At 29.8% G+C, this 21,099-nt stretch carries 16 protein-coding genes, 2 pseudogenes and 1 other annotated feature; of the genes and pseudogenes, 13 read left to right on the top strand and 5 right to left on the bottom strand.

What is annotated here, in order from left to right; all coding sequences use genetic code 11:
- Positions 1-12: 12 nt before the first annotated feature.
- Entirely contained in the window at positions 13-1,899 is a 1,887-nt protein-coding gene (locus FNZ64_RS13370) for a magnesium chelatase subunit D family protein (RefSeq protein WP_207705531.1), read from the top strand.
- An 83-nt stretch (positions 1,900-1,982) separates the two neighbouring features.
- Here the strand turns inward: FNZ64_RS13370 and FNZ64_RS13365 are convergent, their stop codons facing one another.
- On the bottom strand, positions 1,983-3,233 hold the full coding sequence (locus FNZ64_RS13365) for a putative manganese transporter (protein WP_142415510.1): 1,251 nt from the start codon (positions 3,231-3,233) through the stop codon (positions 1,983-1,985).
- A gap of 182 nt (positions 3,234-3,415) precedes the next feature.
- Here FNZ64_RS13365 and FNZ64_RS13360 point away from each other — a divergent pair, with 182 nt between their 5' ends.
- Entirely contained in the window at positions 3,416-4,777 is a 1,362-nt protein-coding gene (locus FNZ64_RS13360) for an MATE family efflux transporter (RefSeq protein ID WP_142415509.1), read from the top strand.
- A 260-nt stretch (positions 4,778-5,037) separates the two neighbouring features.
- Here FNZ64_RS13360 and FNZ64_RS13355 read toward each other — a convergent pair whose 3' ends face one another.
- Positions 5,038-5,583, bottom strand: coding sequence for a tryptophan transporter (locus tag FNZ64_RS13355; protein ID WP_142415508.1), 546 nt, complete (start codon positions 5,581-5,583; stop codon positions 5,038-5,040).
- A 117-nt stretch (positions 5,584-5,700) separates the two neighbouring features.
- Positions 5,701-5,961: a binding site (T-box leader), on the bottom strand.
- A 149-nt stretch (positions 5,962-6,110) separates the two neighbouring features.
- Between FNZ64_RS13355 and FNZ64_RS13350 the strand changes: the two genes are divergently transcribed.
- The 6 genes from FNZ64_RS13350 (at position 6,111) to FNZ64_RS14975 (ending at position 12,714) form a co-directional block, all read left to right on the top strand.
- The gene (locus FNZ64_RS13350; RefSeq protein WP_142415507.1) at positions 6,111-7,808 is read left to right on the top strand and encodes a M3 family oligoendopeptidase; all 1,698 of its coding nucleotides are present in this window, start codon (positions 6,111-6,113) and stop codon (positions 7,806-7,808) included.
- A 346-nt stretch (positions 7,809-8,154) separates the two neighbouring features.
- Positions 8,155-9,450: an NCS2 family permease gene (locus tag FNZ64_RS13345; protein ID WP_142415506.1), complete on the top strand. Its 1,296-nt coding sequence runs from the start codon at positions 8,155-8,157 to the stop codon at positions 9,448-9,450.
- A gap of 211 nt (positions 9,451-9,661) precedes the next feature.
- The gene (locus tag FNZ64_RS13340) at positions 9,662-10,792 is read left to right on the top strand and encodes a THUMP domain-containing class I SAM-dependent RNA methyltransferase (RefSeq protein WP_142415505.1); all 1,131 of its coding nucleotides are present in this window, start codon (positions 9,662-9,664) and stop codon (positions 10,790-10,792) included.
- Positions 10,793-10,822: 30 nt separating this feature from the next.
- Entirely contained in the window at positions 10,823-11,638 is an 816-nt protein-coding gene (locus tag FNZ64_RS13335) for an IclR family transcriptional regulator (RefSeq protein ID WP_341472639.1), read from the top strand.
- 151 nt (positions 11,639-11,789) lie between these two features.
- A complete protein-coding gene (locus FNZ64_RS13330; protein ID WP_243129288.1) occupies positions 11,790-12,524 on the top strand; it encodes a patatin-like phospholipase family protein in 735 nt (244 codons plus the stop codon).
- The gene (locus FNZ64_RS14975; RefSeq protein WP_243129287.1) at positions 12,427-12,714 is read left to right on the top strand and encodes a hypothetical protein; all 288 of its coding nucleotides are present in this window, start codon (positions 12,427-12,429) and stop codon (positions 12,712-12,714) included. Before FNZ64_RS13330 ends, FNZ64_RS14975 begins: the two co-directional genes overlap by 98 nt.
- Positions 12,715-12,891: 177 nt before the next feature.
- Here the strand turns inward: FNZ64_RS14975 and FNZ64_RS13325 are convergent, their stop codons facing one another.
- Positions 12,892-14,988, bottom strand: a complete 2,097-nt coding sequence (locus FNZ64_RS13325) for a methyl-accepting chemotaxis protein (RefSeq protein ID WP_142415503.1) — start codon at positions 14,986-14,988, stop codon at positions 12,892-12,894.
- A gap of 216 nt (positions 14,989-15,204) precedes the next feature.
- Positions 15,205-15,549, bottom strand: coding sequence for a cupin domain-containing protein (locus tag FNZ64_RS13320; protein ID WP_142415502.1), 345 nt, complete (start codon positions 15,547-15,549; stop codon positions 15,205-15,207).
- A gap of 305 nt (positions 15,550-15,854) precedes the next feature.
- Here FNZ64_RS13320 and FNZ64_RS13315 point away from each other — a divergent pair, with 305 nt between their 5' ends.
- The 5 genes and pseudogenes from FNZ64_RS13315 to FNZ64_RS15085 all read left to right on the top strand — a co-directional run.
- On the top strand, positions 15,855-16,397 hold the full coding sequence (locus FNZ64_RS13315; RefSeq protein ID WP_142415501.1) for a biotin transporter BioY: 543 nt from the start codon (positions 15,855-15,857) through the stop codon (positions 16,395-16,397).
- Between the two features lie 187 nt (positions 16,398-16,584).
- A complete protein-coding gene (locus FNZ64_RS13310) occupies positions 16,585-17,991 on the top strand; it encodes a DEAD/DEAH box helicase (RefSeq protein ID WP_142415500.1) in 1,407 nt (468 codons plus the stop codon).
- 310 nt (positions 17,992-18,301) lie between these two features.
- Positions 18,302-19,123: a flagellin N-terminal helical domain-containing protein gene (locus FNZ64_RS13305; RefSeq protein ID WP_142415499.1), complete on the top strand. Its 822-nt coding sequence runs from the start codon at positions 18,302-18,304 to the stop codon at positions 19,121-19,123.
- Positions 19,124-19,561: 438 nt separating this feature from the next.
- Positions 19,562-20,374, top strand: a pseudogene (locus tag FNZ64_RS13300) (flagellin N-terminal helical domain-containing protein); the annotation flags it as partial.
- 6 nt (positions 20,375-20,380) lie between these two features.
- Positions 20,381-20,605, top strand: a pseudogene (locus FNZ64_RS15085) (flagellin); the annotation flags it as partial.
- Between the two features lie 291 nt (positions 20,606-20,896).
- Here FNZ64_RS15085 and FNZ64_RS13290 read toward each other — a convergent pair.
- Positions 20,897-21,099 (bottom strand): transposase domain-containing protein (locus FNZ64_RS13290; RefSeq protein ID WP_142415498.1); only part of this gene is annotated, 203 nt, incomplete at its 5' end.

Here is a 21,099-nt window from a genome sequence, read left to right as displayed (position 1 = left end):
GAAGAGGGTTAAATGATAGAAGATATGGTGTTTCCTTTTACAGCAGTAATAGGTCAAGACTACTTAAAGAGAGCTCTTATATTAAATGTAATAAATCCTTCCATAGGTGGAGTGCTGATTAGTGGGGAAAAGGGAACTGCAAAATCCACTTTAGTTAGGGGACTTGCTCATTTAATTAGTGATATGGAATTTGTAGAAGTACCTTTAAATATTACTGAGGATAATTTAGTAGGAACTATAGATATGGAAAAGGCTATAGTAGAAGGAAAAAAGTCTTTTAAATCTGGATTATTAAAAAGAGCACATAATAATATTCTCTATGTAGATGAAATAAATCTTCTTAGTGAACATATAGTAAATTGTCTATTAGAAGTATCCTCCACAGGAATAAATAATGTGGAGAGGGAAGGTATATCATATAGCCACAAATGCAAATTTTCTATTATAGGTACTATGAATCCAGAAGAAGGATTCTTAAGAGCTGCATTATTAGATAAATTTGGGCTTTATGTAGAAGTACAAGGAAGTAGAGATGTATTAGAACGAATGGAAATATTAAAAAGAAGATTAGATTTCGAAAAGGATAAAAAATTTTATATAGAAAGTTATAGTAATAAAGAAAAAGAGCTCTACAAGTCTATTTTAAGAGCTAAAAAGGTTTTAAAAGATGTAAAAGTAACAGATGAGATTATAAATCTTGTAGCAGATATATGTACTCAGGGTAATTGCAGTGGGCATAGGGCAGAACTAGTAATAATAGAATCTGCAAAGGCAATAGCTGCTTTAGAGAATAGGTGCAATATAACCTTACAGGATATAAAGGAGGCAGCATCTTATGCACTTCCACATAGGATTAGAGAGGCATCCCCAGATATAAGTAATTACAGTGATGAAAAAAACTCTACTGATAAGGATGAAGACACAGGTGAAAATACAGAAGAATCACCCTTAGAAGAAATGGAAGAGGAAAAGCCTTCAGAAAATGAAGAGTCCATAGAGGATGAAAAAAATCATGAAAGTGAAATCTCAAATAATAGTAATAGTTCTACGGATAAAATTGAAGATATTAATAACTTCATATCTTTTAAGCTAGAAGATATAAGTCCCCTTAATAGAAAGTTTAATAAGATAAAGGGAACTGGAAAGAGAATAAAAAGTAGAACTGATATGCAAAAGGGGAGATATGTAAAATACTCTTTTCCAAGGGGCAAGATTAGAGATTTAGCCTTTGATGCAACTTTAAGGGCAGCAGCTCCCTATCAAAAATTTAGAGAAAATAATGGATTTGCTTTTAGTATAAAAAAAGAGGACTTTAGAGAGAAGGTTAGAGAACATAGGACAGGAAGCACCATATTATTTGTGGTAGATGCTAGCGGTTCCATGGGAGTTGAAAAAAGAATGAAAGAAGTTAAAGGAACTATATTATCTCTTCTTACAGATGCCTATGAAAAGCGAGATAAGGTTGGCATGATAGCTTTTAGAAAAGAAAGTGCCGAAGTTCTTTTAGACATAACTAGAAGTGTAGATTTAGCTGAAAGATGTTTAAAAGAAATGCCTACAGGAGGTAAAACACCTCTTTCAGCTGGTCTTAAAAAAGCTTATGAAGTTATAAAATTTGCTAGTAAGAAAGAACCTAATATGTTTCCGATTATAGTATTGATTTCCGATGGAAGGACTAATGTAGCTCAAAATAGTAATAATCCCTTAGAAGAAGCAATAGGTGTAGCGAGGCAAATAAGAGAAAAAGGTATTCATACTATAGTAATAGATACAGAAGAAGATTTTGTAAAATTAAAATTAGCTAAGGAAATAGCTGAAAATATGAATGCAGAATACTATAAATTAGAAGACATAAGTTCTAAGGAAATAAGTAAAATAGTAAAAAATTATTTAAGTTAAAAAACAAGGTATGGAGTAGTTTTATTCCATACCTTGTTTTTATATATTGATTTTAAATATCTAACTTTTCTCTAATCAAATTATTACCTAAAAAATTTAATTTCTATAAAATAAAATATTGTGCCAAATAATAAGGCAGGGATAGTAGTTATAATGGTAGCCCAAAGTGAAGATTTTTTATCCATAGCTATAAGAGGGAAAAGAGCATCTCCATCTTGTGATATAGCATTAGAAAGTAGAGCTGCAAAGGGTACAAAGCCCTTTGTAAATAAAGTTACAAAAATTATTTGAGGACCACAACCAGGAATTAAACCTATTGCAGCTCCTACTATGATTGATATAAAGCCTGTAGCAGTAAGCCAGTTTGCAACAATAGCTTCTCCGCCCATAAAATATACAGAAATTGCATAAATAACATATGCTACAAAAACCCAAGTATTAACAAAGGCAGTTTCACTAGCATTGTGAATAAAGGTTTCTTTTAAGGAAAGTATTTTACTTTCAGTTTCCTCATGAGTGTCATCTCCAAGAAATTTGTTATTAATAATCATATAAAATATAGAAAAGATAGTTCCACCGATTCCTATTACAGTGCCTAGATTAGGAATCCACATATCAGTATTAACATTTATTTGACCTAGGAGAGCAATACCAAGAACTAAACCAATAGCTGTGAACAGCCAGAAAATTTTATATCCAGTGCCATGAGTAAAGCTATGTGCCCATTTCATCAAAGGAGTTCTCTTTTTATTTTGATGATGAAGAGCTATATCTACATAATCCCCCTCAGAGTGACCTATATGCAATGCGGTTTCTGTATTGCTATTACAATTTTTACATTGAGCAAGTTGAAATTCTGTTTCTATATGTTCTAATCCATTGTGGGAAGAGTTTCTTTTAGAGTTTTCAATGTTTACTCTTAAATTTAACTTTTGTTCCAATTTCAAATAATCTACTAAGTACCCAACAAATATGGCTATTATAAAAGAAATAATACTAACTAAAAAATAATGCTTTATAGAAGATGTCATTAATACAAAAGCTGAGTCACCCATGGTAGCAATTAAAGTTGCAATAACGGTACCGAAACTAACATTACCTTTTATAAAAAGAGGCATTACTAAAATTGCACCACCACAACCAGGAGTAAGTCCTAAAAAAGCACCTATAGCAGGTTGAAATCTTTTACTATTTTCAATTCCTTGTATTAGTTTTCCACTTTTTCTATAATCCAAATATCCAAAAATAATTAATACTGCCCCTACAAATACACCTACTTGAAGAAAGGCATCCTCTGCACATTTTAATATAATTTTAAAAATATCATTTATCATAATAGTACCTCCTTCATTAAAACACTACATAATATTGATAATCATTATCAATTAAAGTATAAACTATATTTAAATATAAATCAATATTAAATTGCATTTTTAGTAAGTTGCTATTTTCAACATGAAAACTTAATGATATAATATTACTTAGAGTTTCGAAATATATTATAGGGGGAAATTTTATGGATTTACAAGAACGAAAGAACCTTATATTAAAAGGGGATATGTATAAGGTAATCATTACACTATCTATACCTATTATGATTAATAACTTAATTCAAACTTTATATAATTTAGCTGATGGAGTATGGGTAAGTAAATTAGGTTCTGTGCAATTTGCAGCTACAGCTTTTGTTTGGCCTGTAAACTTTTTGTTTATATCTATTGGAATAGGACTTTCCATTGCAGGTACATCTATTTTATCTCAGCTAATAGGCGCTAATAAAGAAGAGAAAGCTAGTAAATATGCAACTCAGCTCATCGTGATATCCTTTATATGTGCCATAGCATTTTCTATTATAGGATATCTTATAACTCCTACAGTTGTAAGACTCATGGGGGCAAGTGGGGACCTTGAAAAATATAGTATTATATATCTTAGTATTACTTTTTTAGATACACCGTTTATGTTTTTTGCCTTTAATTTTAATTCAATTTTAAATGCTCAGGGAAACACATTGATGCCAACTATACTTAGTGCTATAAGTGCAGTTTTGAATATAGTATTAGACCCATTGTTCATATTTACCTTTAATATGGGTATAGCTGGTGCTGCTATAGCTACCCTAATTGCAAAAGCAATTCTTTCAATCATAGCTTTTATTATAATTATGAATCCTAAAAGTCATATTAGACCAAACTTTAAAAATTTTAAATTTGATCCTTTTATTATAAAGAGGATTATAAAAATAGCCTTACCTTCCTCGGTGGGACAATCTGGATCAGCTCTTGGATTTATGGTTCTTAATGGCTTTATAGCATCTTACGGTACGGCTACCATAGCTGCTTTTGGTATGGTAAATAGAATTACATCTCTTATAATGCAACCTGCAATGGGAGTGGGAGCAGCTTTAACTTCTATTATTGGTCAAAATTTAGGATCAGATCAGATGCACAGAGTAAAAGAAGGTTTTGTGAAATCTTTAAAACTAACCATTGCTTTTTCTATAGTTGGAGCACTAATTTTAGTTTTACTTGAGAATCCGGTAATTAACTTTTTTATGCAATCTAAGGATGATTTAAAAGTTATAAGTGAGGGCATAATTTATTTAAGATTTACCTGTGCATCACTTCCACTCATGGGCATATTTAGTGTACTACAAGGTGTGTTTCAAGGTTCAGGACACACAAAATATTCTATGGCAATGGAAATAGGAAGACTTTGGGCTGTAAGACTTCCTATGATATTAATATTTAAATATTTTACTAATGTAGGTTCTACAGGAATATGGTTTTCCATGTCATTTAGTAATCTTATAATATGTATATACGGCTATATGATGTATAGAAAAGGGCAATGGGAAAAGAAAATTATTAGAGCTTAAATAAGTTATTAATATAATACTGTGTCAGAAGAAAATATTGATATGGACAAAAGTGTCTAACAAAGCCTAATTTAAGTATAGAAAATAAAAGTACTATGGGTAATTCTAATATCTGAATTATCCACTAGTACTTTTATTTTCCCACAAAAAGTTGTCTCATGTTTTCATGTTATAGTATATAGGGCAATTGAGTAAAAATTCATATTGTATATTGAAAATATGCTTACAACTTTTGTGGTTTACTCATAGGAATAGATTCCTTAAATATTTTGTGGTTCTATATTTTTAGATTTAATTTCTTTAAAAACTGGAGTTTTAGTAAGTATAATTTTATACAAGAAAACTCCTAAGAAAGTATTAATAAGTGAAGTTGGTAGCACTACAGTTAAAAGTAAGGCAGTATAAGAAGTTGGAAGTCCAACTAAAATGGATGCAGAACCTAAAAAAGTAGCTCCACTTATTATAGTACCTAGAAAGAACATTAGTATATTTTTAAATATATTATCTCCATGTAAATTTTTATGAATTAAGAAAATAACATTACCAGTTATTAATTTATCTATAACATTAGGAAGTTGTCCACCAGGAAATCCAGTTGTTAATGCTGATAATATGCCAGAAACTATAAATACACTTAAGGCTTCTTTGTAAGTGTCTGTAAGCATCATAGAAAGAAACATAGTAACTAATAAAAAGTCAGGTTTAACTCCCATAAATAGAGGGGGAACTATAAAGTGAAAAACTACTCCTAGTGCTAAAAGTATTGATATTGAAGTTAATTTTTTTACATTTAATGATGGTTTCATAATTACATTTCTCCTTTAAATTTAATATATTTTTATACCATTCACCTAAAATATCATCATTTCACATCACTTTAACCCCTCCTTTCGTAATTATAAAATAAAAAAACTTCACCCTAAAATTAGGGCGAAGTTTGAATTCGCGGTACCACCTAAATTGTATTATAAAAATCCTAATGGATTAGTATAATACATCTCATACAAGAGCACCAACATGCTCCGTCCTTTTTAACGGTAGGCTTCCGGTAAGGACTACTTGCAAAAGCTTTCGGCTTACTTCTAAAAGGTCCATTCACTAAAAACATCATTGTTGGTTCTCAGCTAACCCAACTCTCTGTATATGGTAAATTTTTAGTTACTCTTCCTTATCAACGAATTTTAAATATTAACTATATATTACTATATATAATAAAATTAATCAAGAAAATTTCAAATATTAATTTAAATTTTTAAATTATTTAGAAAATCTAAATTACTTTTATATAAAATATGATAAAATATAGTAAGAATCATAGAAGGAGGAACTAAAAATGACAAAGTTTAAAGATTATAAGTATGAGAGACCAGATATGGAAAAAGTGGAAAATGAATTTAGAGGATTAATTACAAATTTTGAAGAAGCTAATTCCCTAGAAGAACAAAACAGTATTATGGAAGATATAAATACTTTAAGAAGTCATGTAGATTCAATGGCTCAATTAGTTAGCATTAGAAATTCTATAAATACAAAGGATGAATTCTATGAAAAAGAAAAGGATTTCATGGATGAAAATATGCCTGTTTATGAAGGAATAGTATCTGATTATTATAGAGCTTTAGTAAATTCTAAATTTAAAGAAGGACTAGAGGAAAAATGGGGAAAACAGTTATTTAGAATAGCTGAAAATAGCTTAAAAGCTTTTAAACCTGAGATATTAGAGGATCTAAAAGAAGAAAATAAACTAGTTAGTGAATATGACAGTCTTATGGCTTCAGCTAAAATAATGTTTGAAGGTGAAGAGAGAAATTTATCACAATTAGGACCTTTTATTCAATCTAAAGATAGAAACATGAGAAAGAGAGCATACGAAGCATCCTCTTCTTTCTATATAGAAAATGAATCTAAAATTGATAATATATATGATAAATTAGTTAAAGTAAGACATAAAATAGCTCAGAAGTTAGGATTTAAAAGCTATATAGAGCTTGGCTATATAAGAATGATGAGACTTGATTATAATGCAGAAATGGTAGCTAACTATAGAAAACAAGTTCTAGAGTTTATAGTGCCAGTTTCAGAGGAATTAAAGAGGAGACAAACTAAGAGATTAGGACTTACAGAATTAAAATACTATGATGAACCTTTAGAATTTTTAAGTGGAAATGCAACTCCAAAGGGAGATTCAAATTGGATAATAGAAAATGGAAAGCAAATGTATAAAGAGTTATCCCCAGAAACTCATGAATATTTTAACTATATGATAGAACATGAACTTATGGATCTTCTAAGTAAAAAAGGAAAAATGGGTGGAGGATATTGTGAATTTATACCTAAGTTTAAATCTCCATTTATATTTGCTAATTTTAATGGAACTTCAGGTGATATAGATATATTAACTCATGAGGCTGGACATGCGTTTCAAGCTTATGAAAGCAGGGATTTAGGAGTAGTTGAATATGGTTTCCCAACTAGTGAATCTGCTGAAATTCATTCCATGAGTATGGAATTTATAACTTGGCCTTGGATGAAGTTATTCTTTAAAGAAGATGAGGCTAAATATAAATTTACTCATTTAGCTAGTGCCTTAACTTTTATACCTTATGGAGTTACAGTAGATGAGTTCCAACACTTTGTATATGAAAATCCTGAAGCTACACCAGAGGAAAGAAAAAAGGCTTGGAGAGAAATTGAGAAAAAATATTTACCAAGCAGAGATTACGAAGATAATGAATTCCTAAATAGAGGAGGATATTGGTTTAGACAAAGCCATATTTTCCAAACACCATTTTATTATATAGATTATACCCTAGCACAAGTTTGTGCATTACAATTTTGGGTTAAAACAATGGAAAACAGAGAAAAAGCTTGGGAAGATTATTTAAAAATATGTAAGGTTGGAGGAAGCAAGTCCTTCTTAGAAATTGTTGAACTTGGTAATTTAAATAATCCATTTGAGGATGGATGTATTCAAAGTGTAGTAGAACCTGCAAAAGCATGGTTAAACTCAGTTGATGATAGTAATATGTAAATAATATAAGGACCATGTATAAAGGAGCAACAAACAGTTGCATAGAATATATTCTTTATACATGGTTTTTTATTTTTATACGATTGCTATCACAAGACCCAAGTAAAGAAGAATACACAAAAAATTTCTTATTTTTATCCGATGATTAGAGGATTATCAGACCTAATACTACCATATTCTTTAAGGTTATAGAAAAAAATGGTCATGTTCCTGGATAATGACTTCTAAACTAAGGCAAACTTTACACTAAAAAAATAAAAAAATATTCGTAATTTCTATTGAAAAAATTTTAAAATGTATTATTATAGTATAGTGAGTCGAAAAAACTAAAGAAAAGAGGAGTTACATGGAAAAATTTTTTAAACTAAAGGAAAATAACACGAATGTTAAAACAGAAATTTTAGCAGGTATTACTACTTTTATGACCATGGCTTATATATTGATAGTAAATCCTTCTATACTTTCTCAGGCGGGAATGGATCCTGGTGCTGTTTTTACAGCTACAGCAATATCAGCTGTAATTTCAACTTTAATTATGGGACTTTATGCAAAACTTCCTTTTGCACAGGCACCAGGCATGGGACTTAACGCCTTTTTTGCTTTCACCATTGTGAAGATTATGGGATATTCCTATGAGTTTGCCTTAACTGCAGTTTTATTAGAAGGACTTATATTTATAGCACTTACAGTTTTAAATGTTAGGGAAGCTATAGTGGATGCTATCCCACTTAATATAAAAAAAGCAATTTCAGTAGGGATTGGGCTTTTTATAGCACTTATTGGTCTTGAAGGAGCTGGAATTGTGCTTCATCCTAAGGATGGAGGAGTTTTAATAGCACTTGGAAACATAACAAGTGGTTCGGGACTTTTAGCCATAATAGGGCTTGTAATTACAGGAGTATTAGTTTCAAGAAATGTAAGAGGGGCTTTATTTATAGGAATGATTATAACATCGATTATAGGAATTCCAATGGGGGTAACTCCACTACCAAGTGGGATAATTAGTATGCCACCTTCTGTATCTTCTGTATTTTTTAAATTCCAATGGCATAACATATTTACTGTAGATATGGCAATTGCCTTATTTACACTTTTATTTATGGATATGTTTGATACCATAGGAACTTTAGTTGGGGTAACTACAAAGGCAAAGATGTTAGACGAGAATGGGAAAGTACCTAATATGAAAAAAGCTTTATTTGCTGATGCAGTTGGAACAACCTTAGGAGCTTGCTTAGGCACAAGTACTGTAAGTACCTTTGTAGAAAGTGCCTCAGGAGTTGCTGAGGGCGGAAGAACTGGGTTAACTGCGGTATCTACAGCAGTAATGTTCTTTTTAGCACTTTTCTTTGCACCAATATTTGCTTCTATAACACCAGCAGTTACTTCGTCAGCTTTAATTTTAGTAGGATTATTTATGATAGAACCAATAAAAGAAATAGATCTTACAGATTATACAGAAGCAATACCAGCTTTTTTAACTATAATAATGATGCCTTTTACATACAGCATATCAGATGGTATAGTATTTGGAGTTATTTCTTATATATTATTAAAGTTATTTTCTGGGAAATATAAAGAAATTACTCTTCCTACAGTAATAGTAGGTTTAGTTTTTCTACTTAAATTTTTCATAATGTAATTTATAATATAATATAAAGGTACCTAGTAAAATTTAGAAGTCTAAGTTTTACTTTGGTACCTTTAGCTATATAATTGATTCTTCAAGAGCCATTTTAACTAGAGGATTTAAATTTAGTTGTTAAAAGATTTAAATTTAATTGTTTATATTTTTTTCTTTAATGGTAAAATATAAATATAAAAATTTATTTATGAAAATAGGAGAAGAGATAATGGAATATACATTAATTGCAACATCTACTTTTGGACTTGAAAAGGTTGTAGCAGATGAACTTAGAGAATTAGGCTATGAAGATTTAAAGGTAGAAAATGGTAAAGTCACTTTTGAAGGTGACGAGATGGATATAGTAACTTGTAATATGTGGCTTAGAACTGCAGATAGAGTTTTAATAAAAATGGGAGAATTTAAGGCAGAAAGTTTTGAAGAACTTTTCCAGGGGACTTTAAAAATAAATTGGGGTGATATAATTCCTATAGATGGCTTTATGCATGTTACGGGAAAATCGGTTAAATCAAAACTTTTTAGTGTACCTGACTGTCAATCTATAGTTAAAAAAGCTGTAGTTGAAGCTATGAAGGAAAAATATAATGTAGAACAATTTCCAGAAGATGGTGCGGAGTATAAGATAGAAGTAGGGATTTTAAAAGATATAGTAACCCTAATCTTAGACACTTCAGGTCAAGGTTTACATAAGAGAGGGTATAGGGAAAATTCAGGAGAAGCTCCCATGAAAGAAACCTTAGCAGCAGCATTAGTACTTTTAAGTAATTGGGATGATTCTAGAATACTTGCCGATACTTTTTGTGGTTCAGGAACAATAGCTATAGAAGCAGCTATGATTGCTAAAAACATTGCACCAGGACTGAATAGAAATTTTGTATCTGAAAACTGGGGTATAATACCTAAGGATTTATGGGAAGATATAAGACGTCATGCTAGAAATTCTATTAATAAAAAAGAATTTAAAATTCTAGCATCAGATATCAATTTAAGAGTTCTAAGAACAGCTATGGCTAATGCTAAAAAAGCAGGAGTTGAAGAATATATAAACTTTCAAAAGTTAGATGTTAAAGAATTTTCAAGTAAAAAGAAATTTGGAGTTATTATAACAAATCCTCCTTATGGTGAAAGATTAGGTGAATCAAAGGAAGCGGAAGAATTATATAAAGTTATGGGAGAAGTATATAGAAGTCTTAATGAGTGGTCTTACTTTGTTATAACATCTAATGATAACTTTGAAAAATGTTTTGGAAGAAAGTCTGATAAAAATAGGAAGCTTTATAATGGAAGGTTAAAATGTTATTATTATCAATACTTTGGAAAAAATCCTGAAGAGAAATAGAACTGAACATATTCACTAATTTACAATTATATGATAAGATTAAATTTAGTTACTAAATTTAATTTGAAGGGAGATAATCTTTACATGCAAGAAATTGTTCAATCAGTGGATAGAACTCTTTCTATTATAGAAGTTTTATCTGATTATGAAGAGGGACTTGGCATTACAGATATAAGTGAAAAAGTAAATTTACACAAGAGTACAGTACATAGATTATTAAATACCCTTATATACAAAGGATATGTTATGCAAGACTCAAGCACAAATAAGTATGGACTTACTTTAAAATTATTTGAACTGGGAAATAAAAGAGTAGAACAAATGAACTTAGTTTCAGTAGCTGAGCCTTATTTAAAGGAACTTATGGAAAGAACTGAAGAAGTTGTTCACTTAGTCGTAAGGGAAAGGTCTGAAATAGTTTATGTATCAAAAGTAGAGCCTCAAAAGACTATTAGAATGTATTCAAGAATAGGAAAGAGGATGCCAATCTATTCTACAGCTGTAGGAAAAGCTATGATGTCTAATATGACTAAAGAAGAGTTAGATAAACTATGGAATGAAAGTGATGTTAGAAAATTAACAGAAAAAACCATAGTAGATTTAGGGCAGATGAAAGAACATTTAGAGGAAGTTAAACTAAAAGGTTATGCTATAGATGAGCAAGAAAATGAACAGGGATTAAGATGTATAGGTGCAGTTTTAAAGAATTATAATGGAAACATCTGTGGAGCTATTAGTGTTTCGGGTTCTATTTTAAGTTTTACTGAGGATAAAGTAGAGAAATTTGCTCCATATCTTATAGAGTATGCTCGTATAATTTCAAGAGAACTTGGTTACAAAGGTTAATGTAACCAAGTTTTTTTATGATGATATGTTCTATTCCTTTTATTTTTAAAAAGTATAAGGAATAGGAAGGCTGAACTAGATAAACAATTACATATTTTTCTTTTATTATTCATATATCTAAAATGTATACTAATTTTAGAGGAAGATTTATTTGAAAATAGATGGAGTATTTCAAGGTGGAGGAGTAAAGGGGATTGGATTAGTTGGTGCTATTTGCAGGCTAGAAGAGTCTAAAGTGCAGTGGAAAAGGGTTGCAGGAACTTCCGTAGGAGCCTTTATATCTTCACTTATAGCTGTAGGTTATACAGGGGTTGAAATGGAAAAATTAATGTATGATTTAGATTTTACTGAGTTTAAAGGGGAAGATTCTATTAAAAAAGGTAAAATTTTTGGTAAAAACTTAAGAATACTTATGAAAAAAGGTGTTTTTGGAACTGGGGATATAGAAGAATATCTTAAGTCTTTATATAAACATAAGGGTAAGACAAAGTTTAAAGATATGTATAAGGATGGGGAATTTAAATTAAAGGTTATAGCGTCAGATGTAACTAATAAAGAATTACTGATTTTGCCTAATGATATAAAAAAGTATGGCATAGATCCTATGGAATTTGAAATAGCTAAGGCTGTTACAATGAGTATTAGTATTCCTTTTTTCTTTGAACCAGTTAAACTTAATTATATGGGAAAACAATGTTTTATAGTAGATGGGGGTATAACAAGTAATTATCCTATATGGATATTTGATGTTAAAGGAAGACCTAAGTGGCCAACCATAGGTTTTAAATTTGAAAAACCTGAAAAAAAGCATCTATTTAGTAAATTTAAAAATAATTTTTTTTTCATATGCTTTAGATGTAATAGATACTACTATAGGGTGTTATGATGAGGTTCTTTTAAGCGAAGAAGATAAGGAGAGGACCATATCCATTCCTACTTTAGGGGTAAGCGCCATAGATTTTAATCTTAGCAATAAAAAGAAGAAAGAATTATTTGATTCTGGGTATAAAGAAGCAGATGAATTTTTAAAGAGATGGAACTTTGAAGAATATGTAAGAAAACACAGGGAAAAGTAGGTTTTATTGTATAGGTTCTTCTATGAACAGAGGTTTTTTAATAATTAAATTTCTTCACATGAATATTATAATAAGTTCATATGATTTATATATAAAGTCTTAATATAAAGTCTTAATATAAAGAAGTAAGGTAAAATTTTAAAATAATACCTTACTTTTTATATTTAAAAATATGTTCTAAATTTTAAATTCTTTTATTATAGTGTTTAACTTATTTACAAGAGTCTCTAATTCTTCAGAGGACTGAGAAACCTTTTGAATTTCAGACAATTCTTCTGTCATAGTTGCAGATACTTCTTCTGTAGCTGCAGAGGATTCTTCTGAAATTGCAGACATATTTTGAAGGCTTTCTAAAACCTTTTCTTTATCAGAGTCAATTTTATCCATACTTTGAAGTAAGCTTTCTACAGACTTTAAGGCTATACCTATGCTTTCATTAATACCTGTAAAGACATTTTTTAAGGAATCAGCAGAAGTTTTAGCTTCATTATTTGTTTCTTGTGCTAAGTTCATATTGTCTCTAGAGTTATTTACCTCTAATTGAATATCCCCTAATAATTGTCCTATTTCTTTTGTTGCATTAGATGTTCCTTCTGAAAGTTTTCTTATTTCTTCTGCAACTACAGCAAAACCACGGCCAGCTTCTCCGGCCCTAGCAGCTTCTATGGCTGCATTAAGTGCAAGAAGGTTTGTTTGGGATGCTATAGCTTCAATTGTATTTAATATTTCAACTATGAACTCAGATTTTTCATATAGATTATCTATATTAGTACGCATCTTTAAGGTTGCATCTACATTGTTATTCATTTTTACTAATAGATCTTCAATGCTTTTCATGCCTTCCGAACTATTGGAATTCATCTCATCTGCCTTTTCTTTTGCGAGAGTACCATCTTTAATCATAATATCTATCTCATCATTTAGAAGTAGCAGATTTTCATTAGACCTTTGAGCTTCTTCTGCCTGAGTTGAAACACCATTTGCAAGTTCATTAGTTGTTGATGAAATAGATTCCATAGATTGAACTAAATCTGAACAGACAGAAGATAAACTTTCTGAGAGTTCATATGTGGAGGAGGAACTAGTGGTTAAATTTACAACTATATCTTTCAATTTAGTCCTTAAGTTATGAATAGATCTTGCAATGTCTCCAGTTTCATCTTTTTTCTTAAGGAGAAAATTATAACTTTTATCTTCTGATAAATCTAAATTAGAAGTTTTATCTACAATTTCTGTAACCTTCATTATAGATTTAGATAACTTTTTACCAAATATTATGGATATTATGCTAGAAAAAATAATTCCCACTAGTATTATAAAGAAAATCACATTTCTTAAAGTGGATATATCATTAAATATATCTTTAGATTTTTCTAAAGAAACCACAATCCATCTATTTTCTAATCTATTATAGTTACAAAAGTTTTTTTCACTTTTGTAGGTATATTCTAAGGAGCCTTTTTTATTTTCTTTTATATCTTTTTTAAAGTTAGAAAATTTATCTCCTAAAAGGGTTTCTATATTGGTCTTTTCATCAAAAGTTTTATGGACGATAAAGTTATAGTTTTGGTCTAAAATTGCATAACTTCCCTTGGCTAAAGGAGCAGCATTTACAATATTCTCTTTTAACTCACTAAAGAAGATATCTGTGCACACTATACCAATAGGTATATTGTCTATAAATACAGGAGTAACATATGAAATTATGCTTTCATTTGTCTGCTTATCTACATAAGGAGCATACCAAAGAGCTTCCTTATGATCTAAACAATCAAAAAACCATTTATGATCAGGATTACTCTCAGACATATTATACCTTTCTTTTAAATCCATGTTGTTAATAGCGTTGTTAAGTTTAGAAAGTCCTGCAGGAAAAGATTTTCCAAAGACCTTAGGGTTTAGTATAATAACCATATTATGCACATAGTTATCATTTCTAATTAGAGTTTTCATTAAAGCTTTTTTTGAGTTTACATAAGCTTCAATATATTTAGGATCATTTTTTTTAGAAATATCAAAAGTATCCTGAATATTTAGAGAAAGAATATTTGAATTATTCTTTCCTGATTGAAGTAAATTTTCAAAATTAGTAGTTTGCTCTTTTACTGAAGCATCTAAAGCTTTATTAGACTTAGTTTCTACTATTTTAGTAGAAACTATAAGGGAAGTTAATCCAACCGCGAAAGAAACTATAAAAGCACTTAAAAGACTTAATAAAAGAATTTTACTTGATAATTTACCAAGAGAGAAACTTTTCTTTACCCCATTTTTCATTATATCCACCTCGTATGTATAAAAATATATTAAATTTATGTTAATAGTTTTACAACTAAATGTTAACTTAATTATACATGAAAATCAAACACTTTAATATAATAATTTATACTATTAAAATATATATTTATATTTATAATACTTAATAAAAAATAGCCTGCTAATAGTTTTTATACAGGCTATAGTTATAATATTAAATTGATTAAAATTAGTATTTTAAAGACTAAAAACTACAACTAAAAGCATTTTAAATTTTTCTGTAGCATGTAATGCATGAGGAATGCCAGCAGGCATAACAATAGTTTCCCCTGATTTTACAGAAAAATCTTCATTGCCCACAGTGATTTTAGCTTCACCATCTAGTATATATACCATGGCATCACCGGAAGAGGAGTGAGAACTTATCTCTTCACCAGAATCAAAAGCAAAAAGAGTAAGGCTCATGGTTTTTCCTTGAGCTAGAGTTCTGCTTACAACTCTTCCATCTTCATAATCCACTAAATCACCCATAGTTAGAACCTTAGCAAAATCTATATTTTTTATTAGATGTTTTTTTTCCATAAAAAAATCCTCCTTATAGTTATAGATAATATATTTATTATAATTTAATCATAACATATGTTATAGAATAATCTGTAACATATGTTACTAGATATGAAAGAATTATAGAGTATTAAAATTAGAATACTTTCTTAAATAATAGGATTTCCTAAAAAGTATATTTTATATATAAATGTTCTAAATTTAATTAATTCCATAAGTTACAATAAATTTGTTTATAAAAAATCTTTGACAAATAAAAATAGATTTATTAAAATAAATGTAAACCTATAAAAAAAGTAAGTTTACAATAAGGGGGTTTGAAAATGAAATTAAATACAAGAGATATAATATTATGTTCACTTTTTGCAGCTATAATTGCAGTTTTAGCTCAAATATCTATACCAATACAGCCGGTTCCTTTTACATTTCAAGTAATTGGAGTTGCCTTAGCTGGAACTGTGCTAGGTCCTAAAAAAGGCTTTATATCTGTAGTTCTCTATATACTTTTAGGGGCAATAGGTGCACCAGTTTTTGCTGGTATGAAGGGTGGAATTCAAATGTTAGTTGGGCCTACAGGAGGATTTTTAATGGCTTTTCCATTTATGGCATTAATCATAGGATATTTTACCGAAAAAAATAATAAAGTAACTTATATATTTTTAGGGGGATTATTAGGACTTATATTAAGTTATTTATTAGGAAGTATTCAACTTTCTTTTGTAGCTAAAATAAGTTATACAAAGGCACTAACCTTAGGAGTTTTACCTTTTATTGTTTTTGATTTAATTAAATTATCTATGGTAGCTATAATTGGAGTTAAAATAAAGAAAACTCTTAGTTTAAGACAGGGATTTTATAGTCAATAAGCAGAGTTCTACGCTTTAGTGGGAGTTTTTACTCTCGCTAAAACTTATAAATTATTATCTAGGGACTATACTTTTTTTAGCGTATTTAAATATAAAACTTTTTAAATATAAAACCTTCTTAGTGAAAATGCTTTTAATTATGTAGAATTAAGGGTAAAATAAAGTAGCTAAGGAGGTTTTTAAATTTATGAATGGATTTTACAAATTTAATTTAGATAAAAGGATATTAAAAAGTATAGAAAATATGGGTTATGAAAACCCATCCAAGGTTCAAGAGGAAACAATACCAAAATTATTAGAGGGAAAAGATCTAATAGTAAAGGCACAAACAGGAAGTGGAAAAACTGCAGCTTTTGCTATTCCTATTATAGAAAATATTGATATAGAAAATAATAAGGTAGCTGCTCTTATTTTAACACCTACTAGAGAGCTTGCTGTTCAAGTAAAAGAAGAAATTACAAATTTAGGAATATATAAAAAGATTAAAGTAGCAGCTATATATGGAAAACAACCTATGAAGGTTCAGGAAAGAGAACTAAATCAAAGGGTACATATAGTAGTAGGTACTCCTGGAAGAACCATGGATCATATTAAAAAGGGAAACTTAGATATAAGTAATATATCATATTTGGTTATTGATGAAGCAGATGAAATGTTAAATATGGGCTTTATAGAACAGGTAGAAGAAATTATAAATTTATTACCTAAAAATAGACAAACGCTTATGTTTTCAGCTACTTTTTCTGAGGAAATAAAAAATCTTACAAAAAAACATATGAAAAGTCCAGATATTATTGAAATAAATCCAGAAAAATTAACTGTAGATAATATAAATCAGGTTTATTATGAAGTTAAAGAAGAGAAAAAAATAGATTTATTAAAGGATTTATTTAAGATAAAAGAAATAAATCAGGGCATTATATTTTGTAGAACAAAGAAAAATGTAGCATTACTTTATTCTAATTTAAAAGGTAATGAATACTCCGTTTGCCAGATACATGGTGACATGGAACAAAGAGATAGACTAGAAGCTTTAAATGCATTTAAAAGTGGGGAATATATGTTTATAGTGGCAACAGATGTAGCTGCAAGAGGTATAGATGCAAGTGGTGTTACCCATGTTATAAACTATGACATTCCCTTAGAATTAGAAGCTTATGTCCATAGAATAGGAAGAACAGGAAGGGCAGGCAGCAAAGGAGAAGCCCTAACTTTTGTAACTCCTTATGAGGAAAAATTTTTAAGAGCAATAGAAGAATTTATAGACCATAAAATAACAAAAGTCATGGCACCAACAAAAGAAGAATTAAGCAAGTGTATTCCTAGAAAAACTACAGAAATAATTAAAAAAGAAGGCCCTTCCTTTGAAGTTATTAAAGTTAAAATAAACGGAGGAAAGAAGAATAAAGTCCGTAGAGGAGATATAGTTGGAGCCCTAGCAAAGGATATAGGTATACCAGGAGATAGTATTGGAGTTATAGATATATTTGATTACTATAGTACTGTAGATATATTAAATGGATATGGAAAAGAATTGATTAAAAAAGGTGAAATTAAAATTAAAAAAGATTTTATAAGGGTTTCTAAAGTTTAACACCAGAAGCACTTAAAGTTTTTACTTATAAATGATTTTGAAATATTGAAAAAGACCTCATGATTAGATAGCATGGGGTCTTAATTTATATATGGAAAGAGTGTAACTTCCACCAAAAAAAATACACATATGACAGCGTTGTAATAGGGTGAAAAACTTTTTTTTAAAAAATAAAAAAATTTTAAAAACCTATAAAGTTTATTTTTTATACTGCGATATTAGTAATGTAAGACTTAGAAATAATATCTTACATAATAAAAGATTAGGCAAGCAAGGAAGTTTGCCGTAAAATTCAAGGAGGGTATTTATTATGATAATCAATCACAATATGAATGCTATGAACGCTCATAGAATGATGACAGGTAACACAACTGCATCAGGAAAGTCTATGGAAAAATTAAGCTCAGGTTTAAGAATTAACAGAGCTGGAGATGACGCTGCAGGACTTGCAATCTCTGAAAAAATGAGAGGACAAATCAGAGGATTAAATCAAGCTTCAAGAAACGCTCAAGATGGTATTTCATTAATTCAAACAGCTGAAGGTGCTTTAAACGAAACTCACTCAATTTTACAAAGAATGAGAGAGCTATCAGTTCAATCAGCTAATGATACAAATGTAAAAGTAGATAGAGAAAATCTACAAAAAGAAGTTAAAGAACTTCAAAGTGAGATAAACAGAATAGCTAGCCAAACACAATTTAATACTAAAAATCTTTTAAATGGTTCAGCTAAATCAATGGTCTTCCAAATTGGAGCAAACGAAAAACAATACATTGAATTAACTATAGGTACTATGAATACTGCTGCATTAAGCGTAAACAGTATTGATATAGGAAGTGGCAAAACTGCTAAGTCAATATCAGGAATGATAAAGACAATTAATGATGCTATTGACAAAGTGTCAAAAGAAAGAGCGAAACTTGGAGCTAATCAAAACAGATTAGAACATACTATAGCTAACTTAGATAACTCTTCAGAAAACTTGCAAGCAGCAGAATCAAGAATTAGAGACGTAGACATGGCTAAAGAAATGATGAACTTCTCTAAAAACAATATCTTAGCTCAAGCTGCACAAGCTATGCTTGCTCAAGCAAACCAACAACCTCAAGGAGTTCTTCAATTATTAAGATAAGCAGCGAACCAATTTTAGCGATTTTCTAAAATTGTGTGAGTCGCTTACTCATTCGACGTAAAGAGAAGGAGTTTCATTTTAAAAATTGAGAAATTAAACTTTTCATTTAGTTAGTATGGATTACTCCACCGATGTAAGTTGGTGGAGTTTCTTTAATTATAGAACCAATTTTAGCGGTTTTCTAAAATTGTGTGAGTCGCTTACTCATTCGATACAATGAGAAGTATATCCGTATCCTATGCAAAGGGAGGATGGATATATCACAGCATTGTAACAATGCAAAAAAAATTTAAAAAAACATAAAAAAATTATAAAAAAATATAAAGTTTATTTTTTATATTGCGATATTAGTAATGTAAGGTTTGAAAAGAAGATCTTACATAATAAAAAATAGGTAAGCAAGGAAGTTTACTGTAAAATTCAAGGAGGGTATTTATTATGATAATCAATCACAATATGAATGCTATGAACGCTCATAGAATGATGACAGGTAATACAACTGCATCAGGAAAGTCTATGGAAAAATTAAGCTCAGGTTTAAGAATTAACAGAGCTGGAGATGACGCTGCAGGACTTGCAATTTCTGAAAAAATGAGAGCTCAAGTTAGAGGATTAAACCAAGCTTCAAGAAATGCTCAAGATGGTATTTCATTAATCCAAACAGCTGAAGGTGCTTTAAACGAAACTCACTCAATTCTACAAAGAATGAGAGAATTAGCAGTTCAATCAGCTAACGATACAAATGTAAACGTAGATAGAGCTAATCTACAAAAAGAAGTTGGCGAACTTCAAGGCGAAATAAACAGAATAGCTAGCCAAACACAATTTAATACTAAAAACCTTTTAAATGGTTCAGCTAAATCAATGGTCTTCCAAATTGGAGCAAACGAAAAACAATACATTGAATTAACTATAGGTACTATGAATACTTCTGCATTAAAAGTAGACAAGATTGATATATCTAAATCTGCTAGGTCAATATCAGGAATGATAAAGACAATTAATGATGCTATTGACTCAGTATCAAAAGAAAGAGCAAAACTTGGAGCTAACCAAAACAGATTAGAGCATACTATAGCTAACTTAGATAACTCTTCAGAAAACTTACAAGCAGCAGAATCAAGAATTAGAGACGTAGACATGGCTAAAGAAATGATGAACTTCTCTAAAAACAATATCTTAGCTCAAGCTGCACAAGCTATGCTTGCTCAAGCAAACCAACAACCTCAAGGAGTTCTTCAATTATTAAGATANAAAGAAAGAGCGAAACTTGGAGCTAATCAAAACAGATTAGAACATACTATAGCTAACTTAGATAACTCTTCAGAAAACTTGCAAGCAGCAGAATCAAGAATTAGAGACGTAGACATGGCTAAAGAAATGATGAACTTCTCTAAAAACAATATCTTAGCTCAAGCTGCACAAGCTATGCTTGCTCAAGCAAACCAACAACCTCAAGGAGTTCTTCAATTATTAAGATAGCTGACACTCTAAATCTTTGATTTAGTTAGTGGAACTTACTTATTCGACGTAAGGAGAAGGAGTTTCATTTTTAAAATTGAAATTTAAATTTCTTATTTAATTAGTATAGAATACTCCACCGATGTAAATCGGTGGAGTTTCTTTAAGTTCATAACTCAACTTTCGCACAACAAAAAAGCTAGCTTTTCCTTGATAAAACGTAAGCGTCAAAGTTTTAGCACCTTTAATAATTTCAAAAATAGTATTAAAATATCCTAGTAAGGCAATATAAAAGCTTTACTAGGATTAATTTTATTTCTTATCTTTAATTTTCATATTTTCAGGGATCTTATGAGACCAAGGCATGAGATTCCCTAGACTTTCGCTATCCTTTATATCTATCTTTGATAAATTATCAAACAGATAAACCAAGTATCTTTCTACAACTAAATTATTAGCCTTGGCAGTTTCAACAATACTATAAATATTGCTACTTGCAGTTGCCCCCTTAGCAG

This window comes from Hathewaya massiliensis, assembly GCF_902143515.1.
GTDB lineage: Bacteria > Bacillota > Clostridia > Clostridiales > Clostridiaceae > Hathewaya > Hathewaya massiliensis.
Note: the sequence above shows the minus strand (reverse complement) of the source record. Positions and strands in the feature narration are given on the sequence as shown.